The 20,726-nt window shown below is 69.8% G+C and carries 26 protein-coding genes; 13 read left to right on the top strand and 13 right to left on the bottom strand.

All coding sequences use genetic code 11. The annotated features are described in order from the left end of the window. Positions 1 to 17 precede the first annotated feature (17 nt). Entirely contained in the window at positions 18 to 659 is a 642-nt protein-coding gene (locus tag QE377_RS06440) for a TrmH family RNA methyltransferase (protein WP_307320829.1), read from the bottom strand. Positions 660 to 746: 87 nt separating this feature from the next. On the opposite strand from QE377_RS06440, the gene QE377_RS06445 reads away from it, so the two are divergent. Together QE377_RS06445 and QE377_RS06450 are read left to right on the top strand one after the other, a co-directional pair. Next, positions 747 to 2,000 (top strand): Nramp family divalent metal transporter, encoded by a 1,254-nt coding sequence (locus QE377_RS06445; RefSeq protein ID WP_307320831.1) that lies wholly within the window; start codon positions 747 to 749, stop codon positions 1,998 to 2,000. 9 nt (positions 2,001 to 2,009) lie between these two features. Beyond that, entirely contained in the window at positions 2,010 to 2,657 is a 648-nt protein-coding gene (locus tag QE377_RS06450) for a metal-dependent transcriptional regulator (protein ID WP_307320833.1), read from the top strand. A gap of 26 nt (positions 2,658 to 2,683) precedes the next feature. On the opposite strand, the gene QE377_RS06455 is transcribed toward QE377_RS06450, so the two are convergent. Beyond that, positions 2,684 to 3,637 (bottom strand): SDR family NAD(P)-dependent oxidoreductase, encoded by a 954-nt coding sequence (locus QE377_RS06455; RefSeq protein ID WP_307320836.1) that lies wholly within the window; start codon positions 3,635 to 3,637, stop codon positions 2,684 to 2,686. A 146-nt stretch (positions 3,638 to 3,783) separates the two neighbouring features. On the opposite strand from QE377_RS06455, the gene QE377_RS06460 reads away from it, so the two are divergent. Next, entirely contained in the window at positions 3,784 to 4,593 is an 810-nt protein-coding gene (locus tag QE377_RS06460; protein WP_137418668.1) for an HAD-IIA family hydrolase, read from the top strand. Between the two features lie 69 nt (positions 4,594 to 4,662). Here QE377_RS06460 and QE377_RS06465 read toward each other — a convergent pair whose 3' ends face one another. Both QE377_RS06465 and QE377_RS06470 read right to left on the bottom strand, forming a co-directional pair. After that, a complete protein-coding gene (locus QE377_RS06465; RefSeq protein WP_307319508.1) occupies positions 4,663 to 5,640 on the bottom strand; it encodes an IS481 family transposase in 978 nt (325 codons plus the stop codon). A 91-nt stretch (positions 5,641 to 5,731) separates the two neighbouring features. Next, positions 5,732 to 6,355, bottom strand: a complete 624-nt coding sequence (locus QE377_RS06470) for a TetR/AcrR family transcriptional regulator (protein ID WP_307320839.1) — start codon at positions 6,353 to 6,355, stop codon at positions 5,732 to 5,734. Positions 6,356 to 6,476: 121 nt separating this feature from the next. On the opposite strand from QE377_RS06470, the gene QE377_RS06475 reads away from it, so the two are divergent. Continuing rightward, positions 6,477 to 6,827: a multidrug efflux SMR transporter gene (locus tag QE377_RS06475; RefSeq protein ID WP_307320840.1), complete on the top strand. Its 351-nt coding sequence runs from the start codon at positions 6,477 to 6,479 to the stop codon at positions 6,825 to 6,827. Further along, complete coding sequence (locus QE377_RS06480) at positions 6,824 to 7,150, top strand: multidrug efflux SMR transporter (protein ID WP_307320843.1); 327 nt, start codon at positions 6,824 to 6,826, stop codon at positions 7,148 to 7,150. Before QE377_RS06475 ends, QE377_RS06480 begins: the two co-directional genes overlap by 4 nt. A 108-nt stretch (positions 7,151 to 7,258) precedes the next feature. Here the strand turns inward: QE377_RS06480 and QE377_RS06485 are convergent, their stop codons facing one another. The 4 genes from QE377_RS06485 to QE377_RS06500 all read right to left on the bottom strand — a co-directional run bounded on the left by QE377_RS06485 (position 7,259) and on the right by QE377_RS06500 (position 8,876). After that, entirely contained in the window at positions 7,259 to 7,516 is a 258-nt protein-coding gene (locus QE377_RS06485; RefSeq protein ID WP_307320845.1) for a hypothetical protein, read from the bottom strand. A gap of 83 nt (positions 7,517 to 7,599) precedes the next feature. Further along, positions 7,600 to 7,743: a hypothetical protein gene (locus QE377_RS06490; protein WP_307320848.1), complete on the bottom strand. Its 144-nt coding sequence runs from the start codon at positions 7,741 to 7,743 to the stop codon at positions 7,600 to 7,602. A gap of 103 nt (positions 7,744 to 7,846) precedes the next feature. Beyond that, positions 7,847 to 8,425, bottom strand: a complete 579-nt coding sequence (gene pyrE / locus QE377_RS06495) for an orotate phosphoribosyltransferase (protein WP_234073942.1) — start codon at positions 8,423 to 8,425, stop codon at positions 7,847 to 7,849. A 10-nt stretch (positions 8,426 to 8,435) separates the two neighbouring features. After that, complete coding sequence (locus QE377_RS06500) at positions 8,436 to 8,876, bottom strand: hypothetical protein (RefSeq protein WP_307320851.1); 441 nt, start codon at positions 8,874 to 8,876, stop codon at positions 8,436 to 8,438. Between the two features lie 89 nt (positions 8,877 to 8,965). Here QE377_RS06500 and QE377_RS06505 point away from each other — a divergent pair, with 89 nt between their 5' ends. Beyond that, the gene (locus QE377_RS06505) at positions 8,966 to 9,346 is read left to right on the top strand and encodes a GNAT family N-acetyltransferase (protein WP_307320853.1); all 381 of its coding nucleotides are present in this window, start codon (positions 8,966 to 8,968) and stop codon (positions 9,344 to 9,346) included. 33 nt (positions 9,347 to 9,379) lie between these two features. Here the strand turns inward: QE377_RS06505 and QE377_RS06510 are convergent, their stop codons facing one another. After that, the gene (locus tag QE377_RS06510; protein ID WP_307320855.1) at positions 9,380 to 9,724 is read right to left on the bottom strand and encodes a DUF4190 domain-containing protein; all 345 of its coding nucleotides are present in this window, start codon (positions 9,722 to 9,724) and stop codon (positions 9,380 to 9,382) included. Positions 9,725 to 9,795: 71 nt separating this feature from the next. Further along, positions 9,796 to 10,278, bottom strand: coding sequence for a hypothetical protein (locus tag QE377_RS06515; protein WP_307320857.1), 483 nt, complete (start codon positions 10,276 to 10,278; stop codon positions 9,796 to 9,798). Positions 10,279 to 10,397: 119 nt separating this feature from the next. On the opposite strand from QE377_RS06515, the gene QE377_RS06520 reads away from it, so the two are divergent. The 5 genes from QE377_RS06520 (at position 10,398) to QE377_RS06540 (ending at position 15,706) form a co-directional block, all read left to right on the top strand. Then, complete coding sequence (locus tag QE377_RS06520) at positions 10,398 to 11,243, top strand: exodeoxyribonuclease III (RefSeq protein ID WP_307320860.1); 846 nt, start codon at positions 10,398 to 10,400, stop codon at positions 11,241 to 11,243. Between the two features lie 143 nt (positions 11,244 to 11,386). After that, positions 11,387 to 12,628, top strand: coding sequence for a sensor histidine kinase (locus QE377_RS06525; RefSeq protein WP_307320862.1), 1,242 nt, complete (start codon positions 11,387 to 11,389; stop codon positions 12,626 to 12,628). After that, positions 12,625 to 13,287: a response regulator transcription factor gene (locus QE377_RS06530; protein ID WP_307320864.1), complete on the top strand. Its 663-nt coding sequence runs from the start codon at positions 12,625 to 12,627 to the stop codon at positions 13,285 to 13,287. The genes QE377_RS06525 and QE377_RS06530 overlap by 4 nt, the downstream gene beginning before the upstream one ends. Before the next feature lie 419 nt (positions 13,288 to 13,706). Further along, positions 13,707 to 14,588, top strand: a complete 882-nt coding sequence (locus QE377_RS06535; protein WP_307320867.1) for an ABC transporter ATP-binding protein — start codon at positions 13,707 to 13,709, stop codon at positions 14,586 to 14,588. Further along, on the top strand, positions 14,585 to 15,706 hold the full coding sequence (locus tag QE377_RS06540; protein WP_307320870.1) for an ABC transporter permease: 1,122 nt from the start codon (positions 14,585 to 14,587) through the stop codon (positions 15,704 to 15,706). Before QE377_RS06535 ends, QE377_RS06540 begins: the two co-directional genes overlap by 4 nt. A gap of 93 nt (positions 15,707 to 15,799) precedes the next feature. Here the strand turns inward: QE377_RS06540 and QE377_RS06545 are convergent, their stop codons facing one another. After that, positions 15,800 to 17,593 (bottom strand): glycoside hydrolase family 15 protein, encoded by a 1,794-nt coding sequence (locus QE377_RS06545; protein WP_307320872.1) that lies wholly within the window; start codon positions 17,591 to 17,593, stop codon positions 15,800 to 15,802. 76 nt (positions 17,594 to 17,669) lie between these two features. On the opposite strand from QE377_RS06545, the gene QE377_RS06550 reads away from it, so the two are divergent. Then, positions 17,670 to 19,034: a glucose-6-phosphate dehydrogenase gene (locus QE377_RS06550; protein WP_307320874.1), complete on the top strand. Its 1,365-nt coding sequence runs from the start codon at positions 17,670 to 17,672 to the stop codon at positions 19,032 to 19,034. Between the two features lie 6 nt (positions 19,035 to 19,040). Here the strand turns inward: QE377_RS06550 and QE377_RS06555 are convergent, their stop codons facing one another. Both QE377_RS06555 and rraA read right to left on the bottom strand, forming a co-directional pair. Then, entirely contained in the window at positions 19,041 to 19,424 is a 384-nt protein-coding gene (locus tag QE377_RS06555) for a VOC family protein (RefSeq protein ID WP_307320876.1), read from the bottom strand. Between the two features lie 70 nt (positions 19,425 to 19,494). Then, positions 19,495 to 19,962 carry a ribonuclease E activity regulator RraA gene (gene rraA / locus QE377_RS06560; RefSeq protein ID WP_307320878.1) on the bottom strand — a complete coding sequence of 156 codons (468 nt, stop codon included), beginning with the start codon at positions 19,960 to 19,962 and terminating at the stop codon, positions 19,495 to 19,497. A gap of 164 nt (positions 19,963 to 20,126) precedes the next feature. Here rraA and QE377_RS06565 point away from each other — a divergent pair, with 164 nt between their 5' ends. Beyond that, the gene (locus tag QE377_RS06565; RefSeq protein WP_307320880.1) at positions 20,127 to 20,708 is read left to right on the top strand and encodes a nitroreductase family protein; all 582 of its coding nucleotides are present in this window, start codon (positions 20,127 to 20,129) and stop codon (positions 20,706 to 20,708) included. The last annotated feature ends 18 nt before the right edge of the window (positions 20,709 to 20,726 follow it).

Here is a 20,726-nt window from a genome sequence, read left to right on the forward strand (position 1 = left end):
GCGGGAGCGTATGCGCGTCAGCGCGCCCAGCGGCGACACCACTCGTACATGACGACGGCAGCGGCCGCGGCCGCGTTGATCGAGCGCGTCGAGCCGTACTGCGAGATCTCGACGACCCCGGATGCGGCCGCCACAGCCTCGGGAGAGAGTCCCGGCCCCTCCTGACCGAACACGAGCACGCAGCGTTCGGGGAGCTCCGCATCCTGCACGGGGACGGAGCCGGGAACGTTGTCGACGGCGATGACGGGGAGATGTTCGGCCGCCGCCCATGCCGCGAACGCCGCGACGTCGTCGTGATGGCGCACATGCTGATAGCGGTCGGTGACCATGGCGCCGCGCTTGTTCCAGCGGCGGCGGCCGATGATGTGCACTTCCGCGGCGGCGAAGGCGTTGGCGCTGCGCACGATCGAGCCGATGTTCATGTCGTGCTGCCAGTTCTCGATCGCCACGTGGAATCCGTGCCGGTGCGCGTCGAGATCGGCGACGATCGCCTCCATGCGCCAGTAGCGGTAGCGATCGATCACGTTGCGGCGGTCCCCCGCGGCGAGCAGGTCCGGATCGAAGTGCGCCTCGTCGGGCCACGGCCCCTCCCAGGGCCCGACGCCGTGCTCGGGAGCGGTGTCCGCGGTGGTGTCCTCCGGCTCGCCCGCATCCGTCATCCACCCAGGCTAGCCGCGCCCGCGTTCGCTTCTCACCCCGTGGAACAGCTCTTTTCGGCATCCCGAAAAATGAGGTACGGTTTCGGCATGCCGAAAACTCTGACCGTCGCTCCCGTCCAGGCGCCCGCGCGTCGGATGGTGTGGCTGCTGGGGCCGGCGCTGGTCGCCGGGGTGGCCTACCTCGACCCGGGGAACGTCGCGGCGAACATGACCGCCGGCGCCACGTTCGGCTACCTGCTCGTGTGGGTCGTCGTGCTCGGCAACCTCATGGCGTGGCTGATCCAGTACCTGTCCGCGAAGCTCGGGATCGTCACGGGCCAGAGCCTGCCCGACCTCCTCGGCCGCCGCATCCGCCGCCCGTGGGCCCGGCGGCTCTACTGGCTGCAGGCCGAACTCGTGGCGATGGCCACGGATGTGGCGGAGGTGATCGGCGGCGCGGTCGCGCTCAATCTCCTCTTCGGTATCCCGCTGCTGTGGGGCGGCGTGATCACCGGCGTCGTGTCGATGGCCGTCCTGACGGTGCAGTCGCGCCGCGGCGCCCGCGCGTTCGAGACCGTCGTCATCACGATGCTCATCGTCATCGTGGTCGGCTTCTGCGCCGGGATCATTTTCTCGCCGCCGGATGCGGACGGCCTCGTACAGGGCCTGGTGCCCCGTTTCGAAGGCACCGACTCGGTGCTGCTGGCCGCATCCATCCTGGGTGCGACCGTCATGCCGCACGCGATCTACGCGCACTCCTCGCTGGCGCGCGACCGCTTCCCGCTGACGGATGCCGCCCCCGCCGATCGTGAGCGCCGCCTCCTGCGCGCCACGCGGTGGGACGTCACGATCGCCATGGCCGTCGCCGGCACGACGAACCTCATCATGCTGCTGCTGGCCGCATCCAGCCTCGCCGGAGTGCCCGGTACCGATTCCCTCGAGGGCGCGTATGCGGCCCTGTCGGCGGGGCTCGGACCGGTCGTCGCCACGCTCTTCGCCGTGGGCCTGCTCGCGAGCGGGCTGGCCTCGACCTCGGTCGGCGCCTACGCCGGCTCCGAGATCATGAAGGGGCTGCTGCACGTACGCGTGCCGCTGTTGGCTCGGCGGCTCGTCACCCTGATTCCGGCCCTCGTGATCCTGGGACTCGGCCTCGACCCGACCCTCGCGCTGGTGCTCAGCCAGGTCGTCCTCTCGTTCGGCATCCCGTTCGCCCTCATCCCGCTCGTCTGGCTGACGGCCCAGCGCGGCCTGCTCGGCCGGTACCGCAACCGCATCGCGACGACCGTCGCGGGAGCAGCCGCATCCGTGTTCCTGGTCGCTCTCAACGCGCTGCTCATCTGGCTCGTCATCACGGGCGGGTAGCCTGACGGGGTGCCCACATCCGCAGCCGTCGACGACTACCTGAAGGTCGTGTACCAGCACACGGAATGGCAGGACGAGCGGATCACGCCGTCGCAGCTCGCGCAGCAGCTGGGGCTCGCGCCATCGAGCGTCACGGAGATGGTGCAGAAGCTCGCCGCGGCGGGGCTCGTGAGCCATCGCCGATACGGCCCGATCACGCTGACCGAGAAGGGCCTCGCGCGCGCGGCGGCGATCGTGCGTCGCCACCGCCTCGTCGAGACGTGGCTCGTACGCGAGTACGGCTACACCTGGGACGAGGTGCACGACGAGGCCGAGATCCTCGAGCATGCTCTCAGCGACCGGCTGCTCGATCGCATCGACGAACGCCTCGGGCGGCCGCGCTTCGATCCCCACGGCGATGCCATCCCCGACGTGCTCGGCCAGGTGGAGCGCGTGCCGTTCGTGCTGCTCGCCGACGCTGCGGCGGGGCACGTGGGCCGCGTGCTGCGGGTCAACGACCGCGATCCCGATCTGCTCCGCGAGCTCGAACGCCGCGGCTTGGACGTCGACCACCGCGTGGAGGTGCTCGAGCCCGCTCCTGCCCTGCGCGTCCGCGTGGACGGCACCGAGATCAGCATCCCTCCCGCGGCGCACCACGCGATCTGGCTCTCCGCCTGACGCGAGCGGATGCGGCGCGCGCCGCCTCAGCGGCGGGCTGCGTCGAACGGCCACCGCATCCGCGTGGCCGCCTCGCACATGAGCCACAGCCGCTCCCCGATCGCCGGCTCCCGCAGGAACGCCGTCGGCTGCGCGGCTCGGGGCAGGCCGGTGACGACGCGCCCGGGGCCCCACATCTGCCCGCCCTCCACATCGGGATCGACCAGGGCGCGGACGAGCGGCCAGGCGCCGTGCTCCTTGGACTGCGTGACGGGAGCCTGCAGGTTGTCGAGGAACCGACCCCAGCGCGAGGGCTCGTTGACCCCGCGGATGCCGACGGTACGGCCGCTCGTGGAGTAGCCGGGGTGGGCGATCACGCTCGTCACCGGCACGCGGGCGTCGCGCAGGCGCCGGTCTGCCTCGAGGCCGACGACCGTGGTGACGGCCTTCGACTGCACGTACGCGCGCCACGGCGAGTAGCGCTCGACGAGCTGGGGATCGGTGGGGTCGTACTTCGAGATCGAGGTCGACATGCTGCCGAGCCACACCATCCGACCGCGACGGGCGGCGAGCGTGGTCAGCAGCGCGCCCGCCAGGGCGAAGTGGCCGAGCGCGTTCGTGGCGAGCACGAGTTCGTTGCCGTCTCGCGTGGTCTCGCGCCGGGCGGGCGGATGCACGATCCCGGCATTCAGCAGCAGGCCGTCGAGACGTCCGCGTTGACGGACGGTGGCAGCCGCCGCGCGCACCGAGCCGAGGTTGCTCGTGTCCAGCAGCAGCGTCTCGGCGGCGCCGGTCGCGTGCGGCAGGCGTGCCGACACGGCGGCGCGAGCAGCGGCGAGCCGGTTGGGGTTGCGCCCTGTCATGATCACGCGCGCTCCGGCGTTCACGAGCTGCTCACTGGCGAAGTACCCGAGGCCCGCGTTCGAGCCCGTCACCAGGTAGGTCCGGCCCGTCAGGTCGGGCAGCCGGTGCGGATTCCAATCCGCCTCGCGAGCGCTCACGCGTACGACCCTAGTGCGCCGCGTGAGGTGCCCCCTCCACTCTTGAGCACTCCTTCGCGCCCGGGTAGCCTGGCCGCCCCTCGGACGCCGCTATGACCTGGCTCCGCGGGCTCGGATACCGCCCGCGGGAGCCCTAGGCTGAGGCCATGCGCACGCGCGATGACATCGAATGCTGGCTGACCGACATGGACGGCGTGCTCGTGCACGACAACCAGGCGATCCCGGGGGCGGCGGAGCTGCTCGCGCAGTGGCGCGACACCGGCACACCCTTCCTGGTGCTCACGAACAACCCGATCTTCACGCCTCGCGATCTGAGCGCGCGCCTCAAGCGTTCGGGGCTCGACGTGCCCGAGGAGCGGATCTGGACCTCGGCGCTCGCGACGGCCGAGTTCCTGAAGTCGCAGATGCCCGGCAGTTCGGCTTTCGTCATCGGCGAGGCGGGGCTCACGACCGCGCTGCACGAGGCAGGCGTGGTCATGACCGAGACGCAGCCCGACTACGTCGTCGTCGGCGAGACGCGCCAGTACTCGTTCGAGGCGATCACCCAGGCGATCCGCTTCATCAACGCGGGTGCGCGGTTCATCGTCACCAACCCGGATGCGACGGGCCCCACCCCCAACGGCATCGTTCCTGCGACGGGATCGTTCGCCGCGATGATCACGAAGGCCACCGGCAAGGAGCCGTACGTGGTCGGCAAGCCGAACCCGATGATGTTCCGCTCCGCCCTCAACCGCATCGGTGCGCACTCCGAGAACACCGGCATGATCGGCGACCGCATGGACACCGACGTCGTCGCGGGCATCGAGGCGGGCCTGCACACCGTGCTCGTGATGACCGGCATCAGCGACCCGGCCGAGATCGAGCGCTACCCCTTCCGCCCCGACGAGGTGCTCACCTCGGTCGCCGAGCTCATCGCCCCCGAGCCGGTCGAGTCGGAGATGCCCGAAGGTATCTGATCGCGCGCGTCCCCGCCTGGGCCGCAGACCGATGGCGGGAGCCTGAAACGCTGGGCTAGCTGTACCCGGTCATGAGGTTGGTGACACCCGGCTGATTGGGGGTTGGCCGCCGCAGGCGGTGTGTGCTCGAGCGTAGTTGTAGTGCTCGAGCCAGGGCGCGAGCGCTTCGGAGCGGTGCTGGTTGGAGACGTAGGGGGCCCGGTAGGCCCAGTGTTCCTGCATGGTCCGGTTGAATCGTTCGGCTTTGCCGTTCTGCCAGGGGCAGTGCGGCTTGGTGGTGATGTGCCTCGCGTTGAGGAGGGACAGCTGGCCTTGGAACGCGGCCGAGACGGTGTAGTTCTTGGCGTTGTCGGTCATGACCTCACGGATGTGGATCCCGTGACGGGTGAAGAACTCGGTCGCGGCGGCGAGGAACGCTGCGCAGGTGGTGCCCTTCTCGTCCGGCAGGATCTGCGCGAACGCGAGGCGGGAGTGGTCGTCGACGGCGACATGGACGTAGTCGAAGCCGAGCTTGACCTTCCGGTCCCGACCGCTGTGATGGTCGATCGTGGCGGGGCCTTGGACGCGCCAGCCGCCGCCTTCGGGGATGCGGCCGAGCTTCTTCACATCGATGTGGATCAGATCCCCTGGGGCGTCACGCTCGTAGCGGACCTGGGTGCGCCGTGACGCGCGCAACGCGATGCCGGTGACCGGATCCAGCTCGTGCAGCGCCGGCAGCCCCGCCTTCGCGATCAGCCGGGAAACGGTGCGCGGGCTGGCCCCGCAAGCGCGGGCGATGTCGTCGCGCCCGAGCCGCTCACGCGAGCGCAGCTCAACGACGGCGGCTGCTGTCGCGGCGGCAGTCGCCGTCGGAGACGACACCGGACGCGAAGACCGATCGGACAGCCCTGCTTCGCCCGCAGCGCGGTAGCGGGCCAGCCAGCGATGAGCGCACTGACGCGAGACGCCCATCTCCTTGGCAACGTGCGAGACGGGACGTCCGCCGAGAACCCGGCGCACGAGAATCAGACGACCCGCGACAGTGAGCCGCGCATTACGGTGGACCAAGAGAAGGCCTCCACTTCGGTGACGTTAGACACCACCAATCGTGGAGGCCTTCTCCCTATCCGAATGTCACCAACCTCATGACCGGGTACAGCTAGGTGCTCGTCCTCGATAGACCGGGATCGCCGCCCAGGGTCTCCATCGCGCTGGCGAGCAACTGGGCGGACCGGAGCGCCGCATCGTCGTCACGGTCGGTGAGCCATGCCTCGGTGATCCCGTCCACTCCCGCCAGAATGACGGATGCCCAGGCCTCGACCGAACGAGGTTCGAGGTTCGCGCGCCACTTCTGCAGGAGCGACCGAATCGCGTCGAGATCGCGTCGGCGCGCACGCTGCGTCAGAGGCAGGAGCTCGTCGTCGGTGCGCGCGTGGACACCGAGCTCGCTCAACGCGAGAAAGTGCCACGGGTCGGCCTGCACCCGTCGCAGATGCGCCACGAACGCGGACTCGAGTGCGGTGCGGAGGGGCACCGAGAACGGCGGACTCGCCTCGACGATCGCCTGGATGCGCTCGTTCTCCCGCTCGAGCAGCGCGCGAAGGAGCGCTGCCTTGGAATCGAAGCAGTAGTGGAACACGCTCTGTGGAACTCCGGCGGTCTCCGTGATCGCCCGTGTGCTCGCCGCCGCGAGGCCTCGCCGGCTGATCACCGTCGTCGCTGCGTCGAGGAGTTGCGCGCGTCGCTCAGCCAGGCTCATGCGGGTCGAACCGTGATCAGCCATACAAGCACTGTAGAGCCCTCGACCCGTCACATGTCAAACGACATGGTCACTCGACTTTGTCGATTGACCAACTATCGATAGTCTTGCCGCGACCCCCGCAGGGCCCCGGAAGGAGCGATGGATGAAGAACTGGCTGATCTTGGCGACGGCGATTGCGCTGGAGGTGACCGCAACGTTGGCGCTCCGCGCCGCGATAGACAACGCATGGTGGACGGCGCTGACCGTGGTCGGTTACATCGGCGCCTTCGTCGCGCTGTCCGCGCTGCTGCGCCGGGGAGCGTCCATCGGCGTCATCTACGGCATCTGGGCCGCGGCGGGCGTGGCACTCACTGCGGTGCTCGGCTCCGTGGTGTTCGGGGAGCCGTTCACGTTCCTCATCGGTCTGGGCATCACGATCGTGATCGTCGGAGTCGTGCTCGTCGAAACGGGGCACGAGAAGACCGTCTCGACGAACCCGGAGGTGGCTCCGTGACCTGGCTCATCCTCGCCGGAGCGGTCCTCGCGGAGGTCACTGCCACGCTGTCCTTGCGCGCCTCCGAGGGCCTTCGCAAGAAGGCATGGATCGCCCCCATCGCCGCCGGCTATGCCCTCGCCTTCGGGCTCTTGGCCGTTGCACTGGCCGCCGGTGTACCGGTCGGAATCGCCTACGGCATCTGGGCGGCCTGCGGCGTTGCACTGACCGCGGTCGGCGCGCGGGTGTTCTTCAAAGAAGCTCTCACCCGCAGGATGGGAGTCGGTATCGTCCTCATCGCGGTCGGGGTACTCATCATCGAACTCGGAGTGGTCTCGCACTGACAGTCGAGACGCAGACCGTCTGCAGCCAGGAAAGCGATGAGCTGCGCCGTCGTCGCGGTATCCGGCTGGACCCGCTCCTCGTGAAACCGGGATCTTCTGTGGCCTGGGTCAGCGGTAGGTGATGCTGAATCCGTAGAGCTTGTCGGGGCCCCAGTAGGCGCAGGAGTCACCGGCGTACACCTGGTGACCCGAGGCGTTGATGGCCCATCCTGTGACCTGCTCGGCGACCTGGCAGATGCCCTTCGTCGGGAAGCCGTGCAGCACGACGGTTTCGTCGGCGAACGCCGGGGCGGCGACTGCGGTCCCGGCTCCCGCGAGAGCCGCGGCGGCGAGGAGTCCTGCAGCGAGGCGAGTGCGCTTCTTCATGCGTATGTCCTTTCCGAGGGGTGTCCCGGAAGGCTGCCACGAGGCGCACAGGCCGCGCAGAGATTATCCACAGCTGCGAAATCTCAGTCGTCGCGCGGCTCCCTGTCGTCGCGCTCTCGATCGTCACGCTCGCGGCGCAGGAACCGGATGAGCTGCAGGATGAACGTCACCAGCGCGCCCGCCGTGATGACGAGCGCGACCAGCAGGATGAGGGTGCGATCATCCATCGTCAGCACCGCCCCGCAGGAGGAATCCCGTGAACAGGACGATCGCGCCGCATCCGTCCTGCAGAACACAGATCTCCTGAATTGCGGATGCTGGCGACAGCCATCACTGAGCCGGAAGACCGAGATCGTCGAGGTCGATCGCGGCGAGCCACTGCAGACCCTCGGCTTCGACCGCGGCCTGGGCTCCGGTCTTGCGGTCCACGATCACGGCGACGGCGACGGGCTCGGCGCCTTCACGGCGCAGCGCCTCGACCGCCTTCAGTGCAGACTGGCCGGTCGTGGAGGTGTCTTCGACGACCACCACGCGCTTGCCCGCGACGTCCGCGCCCTCGATCTGGCGACCGCGGCCGTGGTCCTTGGGCTCCTTGCGCACGACGAACGCGTCAAGGGGCGTGCCCGCGTGCACCGACTCGTGCATGACCGCGTTGGCAATGGGGTCCGCGCCGAGGGTGAGGCCCCCGACGGCGACCACGCCGTCCACGTCGCGGATCAGATCGAGCATGATCCGGCCGATCGCGGGGGCCGCCCGGTGGTCGAGCGTCAGCTTGCGCATGTCGACGTAGTACGACGCCTTCTTCCCGCTCGAGAGGGTGAAGTCACCGTGGAAGACGGCCTCGGCGCCGATCAGCGCGATGAGCGCCTGGCGGTCGGATTCGAGCTCGGAAGTGGATGCGGCGGTCACACCGTCGAGTCTAGGGGCGCGGGCCGATCCGCACCGCGGGCGTGCGCGAGAGGAACGGACGGGGCCACGCACCGAGGGCGAGCACCGCGAGCACGGTCTGCACCAGGCCGGTGGCGAAGTAGATACCGTGCAGCGGCGACCAGACCAGCAGCATCGCCAGCTCGACGAAGATCCAGACCATCATCACGAGCCCCGCAGCAGCCTGCAGACCCCAGGCCAGGGCGTAACGACGGTACTGCGCGACGACGGCGAGCGCCTGTATCCCGCCGACGATGACACCGAGGATGACGCCGGGCCAGAAGTACGAGGCGAAGGGCGTGCCTTCGAGCCATTCGAGGGGCATACCCATCCCACCGCCCACGGTCAGCCCGATCATCCCCGCCAGCGCGGAGGCGAGGTTGAACCATGCCACGACCAGCAGGGTCACGCGGAGCGTTCGGGGCACCGTCATGGGCGCAGGCTACGCCGCACGGCACCGCCTCCGTCCCCGATGCGCACCGGGACTAACGAACGCGATAGCGTCCGATGGTGCACCTCACGATGACACCGCCCACGGCCGACGAGTTCGCCGCCCTCTACGCGAGCACCGGATGGGGCGAGCGCACGGCGCAGGAGCTGGGTACGGCGCTGGCCGGCAGCTGGGTCGTGTGCTCGGCGCGCGACGACGTGGGCGCGCTCGTGGGCATGGGCCGCCTGATCAGCGACGGCGTGCTGCACGCCTTCGTCACCGAGCTCATCGTGGCGACCGAGGCGCGAGGAGGCGGCACGGGAGCGCTCATCCTCGATGCGCTCGTACGGGAGTCGCGGCGTCGGGGAGTCGAGGACGTGCAGCTGTTCGCGGCGCGCGGCCGGAGGGCCTTCTACGAGCGCAACGGATTCACGCCCCGACCCGCAGATGGACCGGGGATGGACCTCGCCTGAGGCAGGGAACGCGTTTACGCGAGGTCGCGCCGCTCAGGAGCAGGTGTAGGTGACGCCGTCGACCAGGTGTGTTCCCGGTCCGAGGTCGGCGCACTGCGAGATGAGGTTGGCGAAGACGGCTCCCAGACTGATCGCCACGATGATGCCGATCACCAGGAAGACGGCGCCGAGGATGATGCCGACGAGCGCCGGGGTGTTCTTGTAGCCGGCCTTCTTCGACTGCGCGTAGGCGACGATCGACAGGATCAGGCCGATCAGGCTCGCGAAGAACGAGACGATCAGACCCACGATTCCGAGGGTCTTGCCGGGGTACGAGCCGTTCGGAGCAGCAACGGACTGCTGCGGCGGCTGGGACATGGGGGGCATGGGCTGGGTCATGATGCTCCTCTTTCAGGGTTCGACTTCCGGGTTCGACTTCAGGGTTCGACGGGATGAGGGGACGACCGGGATCAGCCGCCGAAGAGGCGGCCGAAGAACCCCTTCTTCTTCTCCCAGCCGTTCGCGGCGAGGAAGTCGAACAGGGGTTGCTTGATGCGGTCCGTGTCGAAGGACCAGCTGGCGGAGGTGCCGTCACGCTCCGGGGTCGTCACGCGCGTGCCGGTGACGACGCTGCGACTCATCCGCGACTGCTTGCCCGTGAAGGTCGAGGTGCTCCCGCCGAAGTGGAAGGACCAGTCCGTTGAGAACCCTCCGGACATCTTCGAGGTGGTCTGCGTCTCGTCGGTGTCGAAGGTGCCCGCATCCTCGTCGAAGGTCACCTCGATCGAGTAGGCGTCGTCGATCTGCCCCGCGCCCAGCAGCGCGACGTACTGCACGTGCGCGATGTCCCAGGTGCCCTGGATGCGGTCCCCGACGGCACGGAAGACGAACGGCGAATCCGGAGCGTTCAGCTCGTCGACGCGGGTGAACAGCTCGGCAAGTGGCGTGCGCATGCGAGGAAGATACCCCGCCGGCAGCGGGCGCAATTCGCCACTGTGGACAACCAGTCCAAAGGTGTACAGTTCCTCGGTCGCCGGCGTGCGGCGTCGGGCCCGGGTTCTAGGCTGGACGCATGCGCCTGGCCACCTGGAACGTCAACTCGATCCGCGCACGCGTCGTTCGCACCGTGGAGTTCTGCGTCCGCGAGAACATCGATGTCCTGGCCATGCAGGAGATCAAGTGCAAGCCGGAGCAGTTCCCCTACGCGGCCTTCGAGGAGGCCGGCTACCACGTGGTCGCCCACGGCCTGAACCAGTGGAACGGCGTCGCGATCGCCAGCCGTGAGCCGATCACCGAGGTCGAGACGGCCTTCCCCGGCATGCCCGGGTTCCTCAAGGGGCACGAAGGGCCCGACCTCCCGCAGGAGGCCCGCGCCATCGGTGCGACCATCGACGGCGTGCGGGTCTGGAGCCTGTACGTCCCGAACGGTCGCGGACTCGACGACCCGCACTACCTCTACAAGCTCGACTGGCTCGCCGCGCTCACGGGATACACCCGCGAGACCCTCACGTCGAACCCCGATCTGCCGCTCGCCCTGGTCGGCGACTTCAACATCGCACCGACCGATGCCGACAACGGCGACCCGACCGTCGTCGAGGGCGTCACGACGCACGTCTCGCCTCCCGAGCGCGAGGCGTTCCGCGCCCTGCTGGATGCGGGCCTCAGCGACACCGTCCGCCCGCTCGTGCCCACCGGCTACACGTACTGGGACTACAAGCAGTTGCGCTTCCCCCGCAACGAGGGCCTGCGCATCGACTTCATCCTCGGCTCGCACGCCTTCGCGGATGCCGTCGCGGGCGCGGCCATCCACCGCGACGAACGCAAGGGCGAGATCCCCAGCGACCACGTGCCCGTCGTCGTCGACCTCGACTTCGCGGGCGACGAGGACGACGACGACCGCCCCATGATCTTCGGCTGACCGCCTCCGTTCCCTTGTCTCAGATCGACGCCGCGGCGTCGATCTGAGACAGGGGAACACCGGTGGGAGAGACACCCCGGGGCGTCAATGCTCTCCGTCTGGCGGGGGATGCCGCATCCGACGGCCCGCTCTAGGTTGGGAGGATGCTGCCGCTTACGCCCGCACAACAGCGCGGTGACCTCCTGCTGGCCGCCGCCATGTGCATCGGCGCGCTGATCAGCGCTGCGCTCTCCTCCGTCGCCGGCATCTACGGCGAGCACCAGGGCTCGATGGCCGCCGCCGTCGCCTACGCGTTCGTGCTCGCCGTCCCGCTCGCGGTCCGCCGACGCTGGCCGGCCACGGTCGCGGTCGTCGTCTGCGGCGCATACTTCGCCGCCGTGACCCTCCGCGTCCCCGAGATCTACGCGGGCAACATCGCCATGTTCATCGCCATCTACACGGTGGGCGCCTGGTCGCCGAACCGGCGGCGCGCGATGTGGACCCGCATCGGCATCATCGCCGGGATGGCGGTGTGGCTGATGGTGACGATGTTCGTCGACGCGACGAGCGATATCGAGATCGACGGCGTCTCGCGTGCGGGCGCCTTCTCGCCGTACGTCGCCTCGATGCTGCTCACGCTCCTCATCAACGCCCTCTACTTCGGCGGCGCGTACTTCTTCGGCGAGCGCACCTGGGCGAGCAGGCAGCAGCGCGCGCTGCTCGAGGAGCGCACCGCGGAGCTCGAACGCGAACGCGAACGCAGCGCCGAGCAGGCGGTGGCGCTGGAGCGGGTGCGGCTCGCCCGCGAGCTCCACGACGTCGTCGCCCACCACGTCTCCCTCATGGGCGTGCAGGCGGGCGCGGCGCGCATGGTGATGAGCAAGGATCCGCAGGCCGCCGGCGCGACGCTGGCGCGCGTGGAGGAGTCGGCGCGCTCAGCTCTCAGCGAGCTGCGGCACCTGCTCGAGACGCTTCGAACGCCCGGCGACACGAGCGAGGAGACATCCGTCGGCCTGGAAGGGCTCGAGAAGCTGGTCGCCGAGGCGAGCGCGGCGGGGGTCGCCTCGCAGCTGCGCATCATCGGTGAGGAGCGCGACGTGCCCGACACGGTCCAGGTCAACCTGTACCGGATCGCACAGGAGGCGCTCACCAACGCCCGCCGTCACGCCGGCCCCGGCGCGCGCGCCGACGTGCGTCTGCGCTACGGCCCCGAAGGGGTGGAGCTGGAGGTCGCCAACACCGGCCGCCCGGTGGCCGAGATCACGCCCGGGATGGGCCTGATCGGAATGCGGGAGCGTGCCGCCGCATCCGGCGGCACGATCGACGCCGCACCCCGATCCAGCGGAGGATTCGTCGTGCGCGTGCGCGTTCCCCTCACCCCGCTCGTCGCGGTGGACGCCCGGTGAGCGGCCGCATCCGGGTCGTCCTCGCCGATGACCACGCCATGATGCGGGCGGGCTTTCGCACCATCCTGACCCTCGACGATCGCATCGACGTCGTCGGCGAGGCGGGTACGGGTGCCGAGGCGATCGCGCAGGCCCGCGCCCTGCGTCCCGACGTCGTCTGCATGGACGTGCAGATGCCCGACCTCGACGGGCTGGAGGCGACCCGGCGGATCATCGCCGATCCCGACATCCCCTCGGCCGTGCTGGTGGTGACGACCTTCGACCGCGACGACTACCTGTTCGCCGCGCTCGACGCCGGTGCCAGCGGGTTCTTGCTGAAGAACGCGGGACCCGAGGAGCTGACCGCCGCCGTGCGGGTCGTCGCCGCCGGCGACGCGCTGCTCGCCCCGGAGGTCACCCGTCGCGTCATCGCCCGGTTCGCGAACCCGGCGGTCTCGGCATCCGCTCCCGAACCGCTGCCGGTCTCGAGCCCGCTGACCGAGCGCGAGGAGGAGGTGCTCCGCCTCATGGCGGATGCGCTGTCCAACGGTGAGATCGCCGAGCGACTCTACATCGGCGAGGCGACGGTGAAGACCCACGTGTCCAACGTGCTGGCCAAGCTCGGCGCCCGCGACAGGGTGCAGGCCGTCGTCCTGGCCCATCGCCACGGCCTCGCCTGACTCCGTTCACCCTCAGCACCTCTCTGCCCGAGTTGCGTCGCATGTGCGCAGATGCGCCACTTCTGCGCACATGCACCTGTTGATCTCTGCCGCGGCCGCGCATTTCTGGCGCGGCTGCGGCAGTCGCGCGGCGCCCCGCCCACGCTGAGCGGCCCGGATGCGGCACCGCCAGGCCCCCGGATGCGGCACCCGCCGGACCCCGTGCAGCGCGACGTCTGCACGACGGGTGGCTCCGAGGGCGTCCCATCCACCCCGCCCGGTCACTCCTGCACCGCGCGTCGTGCAGATGTCGCGGTTCTCGACCGCATCCGCCGAGGAAGGCCGCTCCGCCGGAAGGGGGAGGTCACGAACCCGTCCGGGGAGGGAGGTGCGCTCGGATGCGGCGGACGTAACGTCGGAGCACGGACCAAGGAGGACGCATGCTGCGCCTGTCAGGAGTGACAAAGAACTACGGCACACGCCGGGTGCTCGACGATGTCGGGTTCACCGTCGAGAGCGGCCGGCTCACCGGCTTCGTCGGCGGCAACGGCGCCGGAAAGACCACGACGATGCGCATCGCGCTGGGCGTGCTCTCGGCGGATGCGGGCACGGTCGAGATCGACGGCACGCCCATCACGAGCGAGGACCGTCGCCGCTTCGGATACATGCCCGAGGAGCGCGGCCTGTATCCCAAGATGAAGGTCGGCGAGCACATCGCCTACCTCGCTCGCCTCCACGGCTACAGCAAGGCCGCCGCCACCGCGAACGCGGAGAAGCTGCTGGAGCGCCTCGGACTCGGCGAGCGCCTCGGCGACACGGTCGAGACCCTCTCGCTCGGAAACCAGCAGCGCGCGCAGATCGCGGCAGCGCTCGTGCACGACCCCGAGGTGCTCATCCTCGACGAGCCGTTCTCGGGCCTCGACCCGCTCGCGGTCGAGGTCGTCGCGGGCGTGCTCGCCGAGCGCGCCGCGTCGGGAGTCGCCGTGCTCTTCTCGTCCCACCAGCTCGACGTCGTCGAGCGCCTCTGCGACGACCTTGTCATCATCGCGGGCGGCACGATCCGCGCGGCGGGCGGTCGAGAGCAGCTCCGCGCCGAGTACAGCTCACCGCGCTTCGAGCTCGTCACCGGCGGCGACCTGGGCTGGCTCCGCGACGTGCCCGAAGTCACCGTCGTCGAGCTCGCCGGCGGCGAGGCCGTGTTCGAGGCCTCCCCCGAGGTCGCCCGCGCCGTCCTCTCCCGCGCGGCGGCGTCCGGAGACGTCGACGCCTTCTCGCCGCAACGTCCCACACTCACGCAGATCTTCCGGGAGGTCATCCGATGAACGCGAGAATCCCCGCAGCCCCCACCACCGCCCAGAGCGTCTGGCTGGTCGCCGAACGCGAGATCGGCTCCAAGCTGCGTAGCAAGTCGTTCGTGATCTCGACCGTCATCCTCTTCGTGCTCGCCCTCGGCGCGGTCGTCTGGGGCGGGTTCACGGCGAGCGACACGAGCGGCATCAAGGTGGCCGTGACGCCGGCGACCGCATCCGTCGTCTCGGGTGTCTCGGGACTCGACGTGACGGATGCGGACTCCTCCGACGCCGCCATGGCGCTCGTCACCGACGGCACCGTCGAGGCGGCTCTCGTCCCCACCGCGGATGTTCCGGACGTGACGGCTTCCGGCTCGTTCGACTACACGGTGGTGGGCAACGACGATCTGCCCTCCGGGCTGCTCCCGCTGCTCAGCCAGTCGCCGCCGGTGCACCTGCTGGAGCCCTCGAGCACCGACTTCCTGCTGCGCTACTTCGTGGCCCTCGGATTCGGCGTCGTGTTCCTCCTGGCCGCATCCACCTTCGGCGGCACGATCGCGCAGTCGGTCGTCGAGGAGAAGCAGACCCGCGTCGTCGAGCTGCTGATCTCCGCCATCCCGGTGCGGGCGCTGCTGGCCGGCAAGGTCATCGGCAACACGATCCTGGCGATGGGTCAGATCGTGGTGCTGGCGGCGATCGCGATCGTCGGGTTGTCGATGACGGGGCAGGATCTCGTGCTCACCGGGCTCGGCGGACCCATCGTGTGGTTCGCGATCTTCTTCCTGCTGGGCTTCATCCTGCTGGCCTCGCTGTTCGCCGCGGCCGGCGCGATGGTGTCGCGCATGGAGGACATCGGCTCGACGACGGCACCGCTCACGATGCTCGTGATGCTGCCGTACTTCCTGGTCATCTTCTTCAACGACAACCAGCTCGTGCTGACGATCATGTCCTACGTGCCGTTCTCGGCTCCGGTCGCGATGCCGCTGCGGCTCTACCTGGGCGACGCGATGTGGTGGGAGCCGCTGGTCTCGCTCGTCGTCCTCGCGATCACGTGCGTCCTGGCGATCTGGGTCGGCTCACGCATCTACAGCCGTTCGCTGCTGCGGATGGGGGCACGCGTGAAGCTGTCCGAGGCGCTCTCGCGCAGCTGATCCCGCGTCTCGTCTCGCTTCGCTCGCTCAACGACCGGTGCTGACCCCGCCGGTCGTTGAGCGACGAGCTCAGCGAGGAGACGAAACGCGACCTCAGGTGCGATGGGCGGCGCGACCGCCGTGCCCGCCCATCGCATCGGCCGCGCGCACCTGAGCGAGGTGCGACAGCGCCTGTGGCGTGTTGCCGATCTGCCGGCGGGCTGTCGGGTCGTACTCCTCGGAGAACAGCCCCAGATCGTTCGCGGTCTCGCAGGCGCGGTCCATGAGCGTCCGCGCGTCGTCGACCCGCCCCACCCGCGCGTACTGCTCCACGAGCCAGAACGTGCACGCGATGAACGGATGCTCGCCGCCCGCCAACCCGTCCACGCCGGTCTGCGTGCGATACCGGTTCACGAGCCCGTCGGGCATGAGCTCCGCCTCGATGCGCGCGACTGTCGCGACCATGCGCGGATCGTCGGGTTCGCAGAAGCCCACCTGCGGCAGCAGGAGCAGGGAGGCATCGACCTCCGTCGAGCCGTAGTGCTGCACGAACGCTCCGGATGCGGCATCCACCCCGTGGGCGTCGATCTCCTCACGCAGCCGGTCGCGCAGCGCCTCCCACTTCGCGACCGGTCCGTCCTGCCCATATCTGCGCACCGCCCGTACGCCGCGATCGAAGGCGGCCCACATCATCGCGCGCGACTGGGTGAAGCGCTGCGGATCGCCGCGCACCTCCCAGATCCCGTTGTCGGGTTCGTCGATACGGGCCTCGACGCCGTCGAGCAGCGCGCGCTGCAGCGCCCACGCGAGCGGGTCGTCGGGCACGCCTGCCACGCGAGCCGCCTCGAGCGACACCATGACCTCACCCACGACGTCGGCCTGATACTGCGTGACCGCACCGTTGCCGATCCGCACCGGCGCCGATCCCTCGTAGCCGGGCAGGCTCGTCAGCTGACGCTCCGGCAGGTCGCGCTCGCCGGCGACGCCGTACATGATCTGCATCTGGCGCGGATCCCCCGCGATCGCACGGATGAGCCAGGACCGCCACTGCTCGGCGACCTGGAGGAACCCGTGCGCGACGAGCGCCTCGAGGGTGAGTGCCGCATCACGCAGCCAGACGTACCGGTAGTCCCAGTTGCGCTCTCCCCCGATCTGCTCGGGGAGAGACGTGGTGACCGCTGCGACGATGCCGCCCGTGTCCTGATGGCTGAGCGCCCGCAGGACGAGAAGAGAACGCACGACCTCGTCGCGATGCGGTCCGTCGTGATCGATGGATGCGGCGAAGCCGGTCCACCAGGCCCGCGTGTGCTCGAGGGCCGCATCCACGTCCAGCGGCGCGGGCGTCGGCAGGTAGGAAGGGTTCCAGGTGGCCACGAGGTCGGCCGTCTGACCCGCGCTGACGCTCACGCGCCCGCGGTGCGCCCGCCCGTGCGGGGTGAGCGCGACGCCGCGGACGACGAGTGCGTCCGGACCGGCGATCGCGTGGAGCGCCGGTTCCGCCGCATCCCCCACCTGACGCACCCAGGGGATCGCGCGCGCATAGTCGAAGCGGATGCGCAGATGCGTCGTGAACTCGACGACGCCGCTGATGCCGACGATGCGGCGCACGATGTCGACGCGTCCTCCGTCGATGGGCAGGAAGTCGTGCACCTCGGCGACACCGCTCGCACTCTCCCACCGGGTCACGAGCACGAAGGTGTCGCCGTCGTAGTGCCGGCTCGCGACGGCATCCGCGTCCTCCGGTCGCAGATGCCACGCGCCCTGCTCGTTCTCGCCGAGAAGCGCGCCGAAGACGGATGCGGAGTCGAACCGCGGTGCGCAGAACCAGTCGATGCTGCCCTCGCGCGAGACCAGGGCGGCGGTGCGACAGTCGCTGAGGACGGCGTAGTCCTCGATCGGGGCGCTCATGGTCCGATCATGCCGTGTCGCGCGGCCTGGGCCGCGTCCGGCGCGGCAACTCATAGCGGGGACTAACGTGGCCTTCGTGACCGACACCACGCTCGTCATCTTCGGCGCCACCGGCGACCTCACGTCCCGGCTGCTGCTTCCCGCGCTCGCTCAGCTGCTGGATCGAGAACCAGGCCGTACCGTCCACCTGCTCGGCGCCGCCCGCCGGGAGCTCAGCGACAAGCAGTGGCGCGACCTGCTGAAGGCGGGTGTGGGCGAGGGCCACGGGGAGGCTGTGGACCGTCTCGTCGCGGACGCGCGCTACATCGTCGCCGATCCGACCGACGCCAAAGACCTGAAGAGCGTGCTGGATGCGGTCGAGGGCCGGCCGGTGTTCTACTTCGCCGTCCCGCCTCAGGTCGCGGAGGCCGCGTGCGAACAGCTCGCGGGCATGGATCTCCCCGAAGGGCTCACCCTCGCGCTCGAGAAGCCCTTCGGCACGGATGAGGCGAGCGCCCGATCGCTGAACGAGACCCTGCGCCGCGTCGTGCCCGAGAACCAGATCTTCCGCGTGGATCACTTCCTCGGCCGCTCCACGGTGCTCAACGTGCTGGGTCTGCGCTTCGCCAACCGGCTGTTCGAGCCGGCGTGGTCGGCCGAGGACGTCGAGTCCGTCGTCATCCGCTTCGACGAGACGCTCGGGCTCGAGGACCGTGCCGGCTACTACGACCAGGCGGGCGCCCTGATCGACATGATCCAGAGCCACCTGCTGCAGGTCATGGCGATCGTGGCGATGGAACCCCCGGCCACCCTGCACGAGACCGATCTGCGCGACGCGACCGCGGCCGCACTCCGTGCGACATCGCTGTGGGAGGACAACGCCGTGTGCTCCGCCCGCCGCGCCCGCTACACCGCGGGCAGCGTGGGTGATGAGGAGCTCCCCGCCTACGCCGACGAGCCCGGCGTCGACCCCGCCCGCGAGACCGAGACGCTGGCGGAGGTCACCCTCGAGGTGCGAACGGCCCGCTGGGAGGGCGTTCCCTTCACCCTCCGTTCGGGCAAGGCGCTCGGACGCAAGGACACCGAGATCGTGCTGACGTTCCGGCCGGTGCGCCACCTGCCCGCCGGCTTCACCGGGCACGCGCCCGGCTCGACCCTGCGGTTCTCGCTCGGCCCCGACAAGATCTCGCTCGGCCTGAACGTCAACGGCAACGAGGAGCCGTTCTCGCTCGTGCGGGAGGACGTGGAGGTGACGCTCGGCGACGGCGCTCTCCTCGCCTACAGCGAGGTGCTCTCCAGCATCCTCGACCAGGACGCGGCCCTCGCGGTCCGCGGCGACGCGGCCGAGCAGTGCTGGCGCATCGTGCAGCCCGTGCTGGACGCATGGCGACGCGGCGAGACGCCGTTGGACGAGTATCCGGCCGGATCCGCGGGTCCCGCCACCTGGCCGCAGCTGCCCTGACCCGCGTCAGGGCTGCAGCACCGCCAGCACGTTGCCCGCGGGGTCGGTGAACCACGCGATGTCGGGGCCGTACCCGCCGCCGCGCAGGATGCCTCGCTCGTCGGTGGCGAACTCCTCGTCGGAGTAGATCTTCGTCTCCACCCCTCGAGAGCGGAGGTCGTCGACCGCCGCGTCGATGTCGGTCACGGGGAAGTTCAGCACGGTGTAGGCCGCCGGCTCATGATTCGGTTTCGTGTACAGCAGCACGCGCGCCCCCGACGAGAGCTCGAGTTCCAGGAAGCCCATGGGATTGTCGACGACCGTCAGGCCGAGCACGTCCGCGTAGAACGTGCGGGCCGCATCCGTGTCGTCGATGCTGAAGCCGCTGAACGCGGCATCCGGTGTGAACATCGTGATCCCCCTCGATCGTCACGCCCCAGCTTGCTCCCACCGCGTGCGACTGTCGAGGGCGGATGCGGGTTCACCGCTCGACGAGCACGCCGTCTGCGTCGGCCCAGACGTGGTGGCCGGGGGTGAACACGACGCCCGCGATCTCGACAGCCACGTCGACCTCGCCCACGCCGTCCTTCGCGCTCTTGCGGGGGTTCGTGCCGAGCGCCTTCACCCCCAGCGGGAGGGTCTCGAGCACGGCCGCATCCCTGACCGCGCCGAAGACGATGATGCCGGCCCAGCCGTTGTCGACCGCGGCGCCCGCGATGATGTCGCCGACCAGGGCCGATTCCAGCGAGCCGCCGCCGTGGACGACCAGCACGGCCCCGTCTCCCGGCGTCTGCAGCAGCGACTTCACGAGGGCGTTGTCGCGGTGGCAGCGCACTGTGCGGACCGGACCGTCGAAGGCCCGCCGTCCCCCCAGGTCTCGCAGTTGCAGCGCGAGCGAGTCGAGCTGCTCACCCCGCTCGTCGTACACGTCGGCCGTCGCGATCACCATGCGTCCACGGTAGGACGCCGGATGCCGGAACCGTGCGGTGCGCTCGGTGAAGTTCTTTCCACATTCACACCCGGCTCGGATTCGGGAACATTCCGCCTCTGTATACCGTTGCATGGATCGGGCCGATGACGTCCCCCCGCATATTCGACCCCGAGGAGATCCTCATGTCTGACACTCTCGACCGCACCGCGCCCACCGACGCGCCTATTCTCGACGTGCTCTCGCAGCGCTGGAGCACCCGCGCCTACGACAGCGTGACCCCGATCGACGAAGACGCCCTGCGCGGCGCGCTCGAGGCGGCCCGCTGGTCCCCCTCGGCCTACAACAACCAGCCCTGGCGCTTCATCGTGGCCCGCCGCGGCACCGAGACCCACGCCAAGGTCGTCGCCAGCATGGTCGAGTTCAACCAGGCGTGGGCTGCCCCCGCCGGCGCGCTCGTCGTCTTCATCGCCGAGACCTCTCGCGGCGAGCACCAGTTCCCCTCCGCGTTCTACGACCTCGGCCAGGCCGCCGCGCACTTCACCGTGCAGGCGCACGCCAACGGTCTGTACACCCACCAGCTCACCGGCTTCGACGCGGCCGCCGTCTCCGGGGCCTTCGACCTCGCGCCCGAGTTCACGCCCTTCTCGATCATGGCCGTCGGCAACCACGGCACGATCGAGGACGCCCCCGAGTTCGCCCGTGACGGCGAGCGCGCTCCTCGCGTCCGCCGCCCCATCGAGGAGTCGGTCGTCGTCAACGACTGATCCCCTCCGCCCCCGCGG

This window comes from Microbacterium sp. SORGH_AS_0862 (genome assembly GCF_030818795.1).
Taxonomy (GTDB): Bacteria; Actinomycetota; Actinomycetes; order Actinomycetales; family Microbacteriaceae; genus Microbacterium.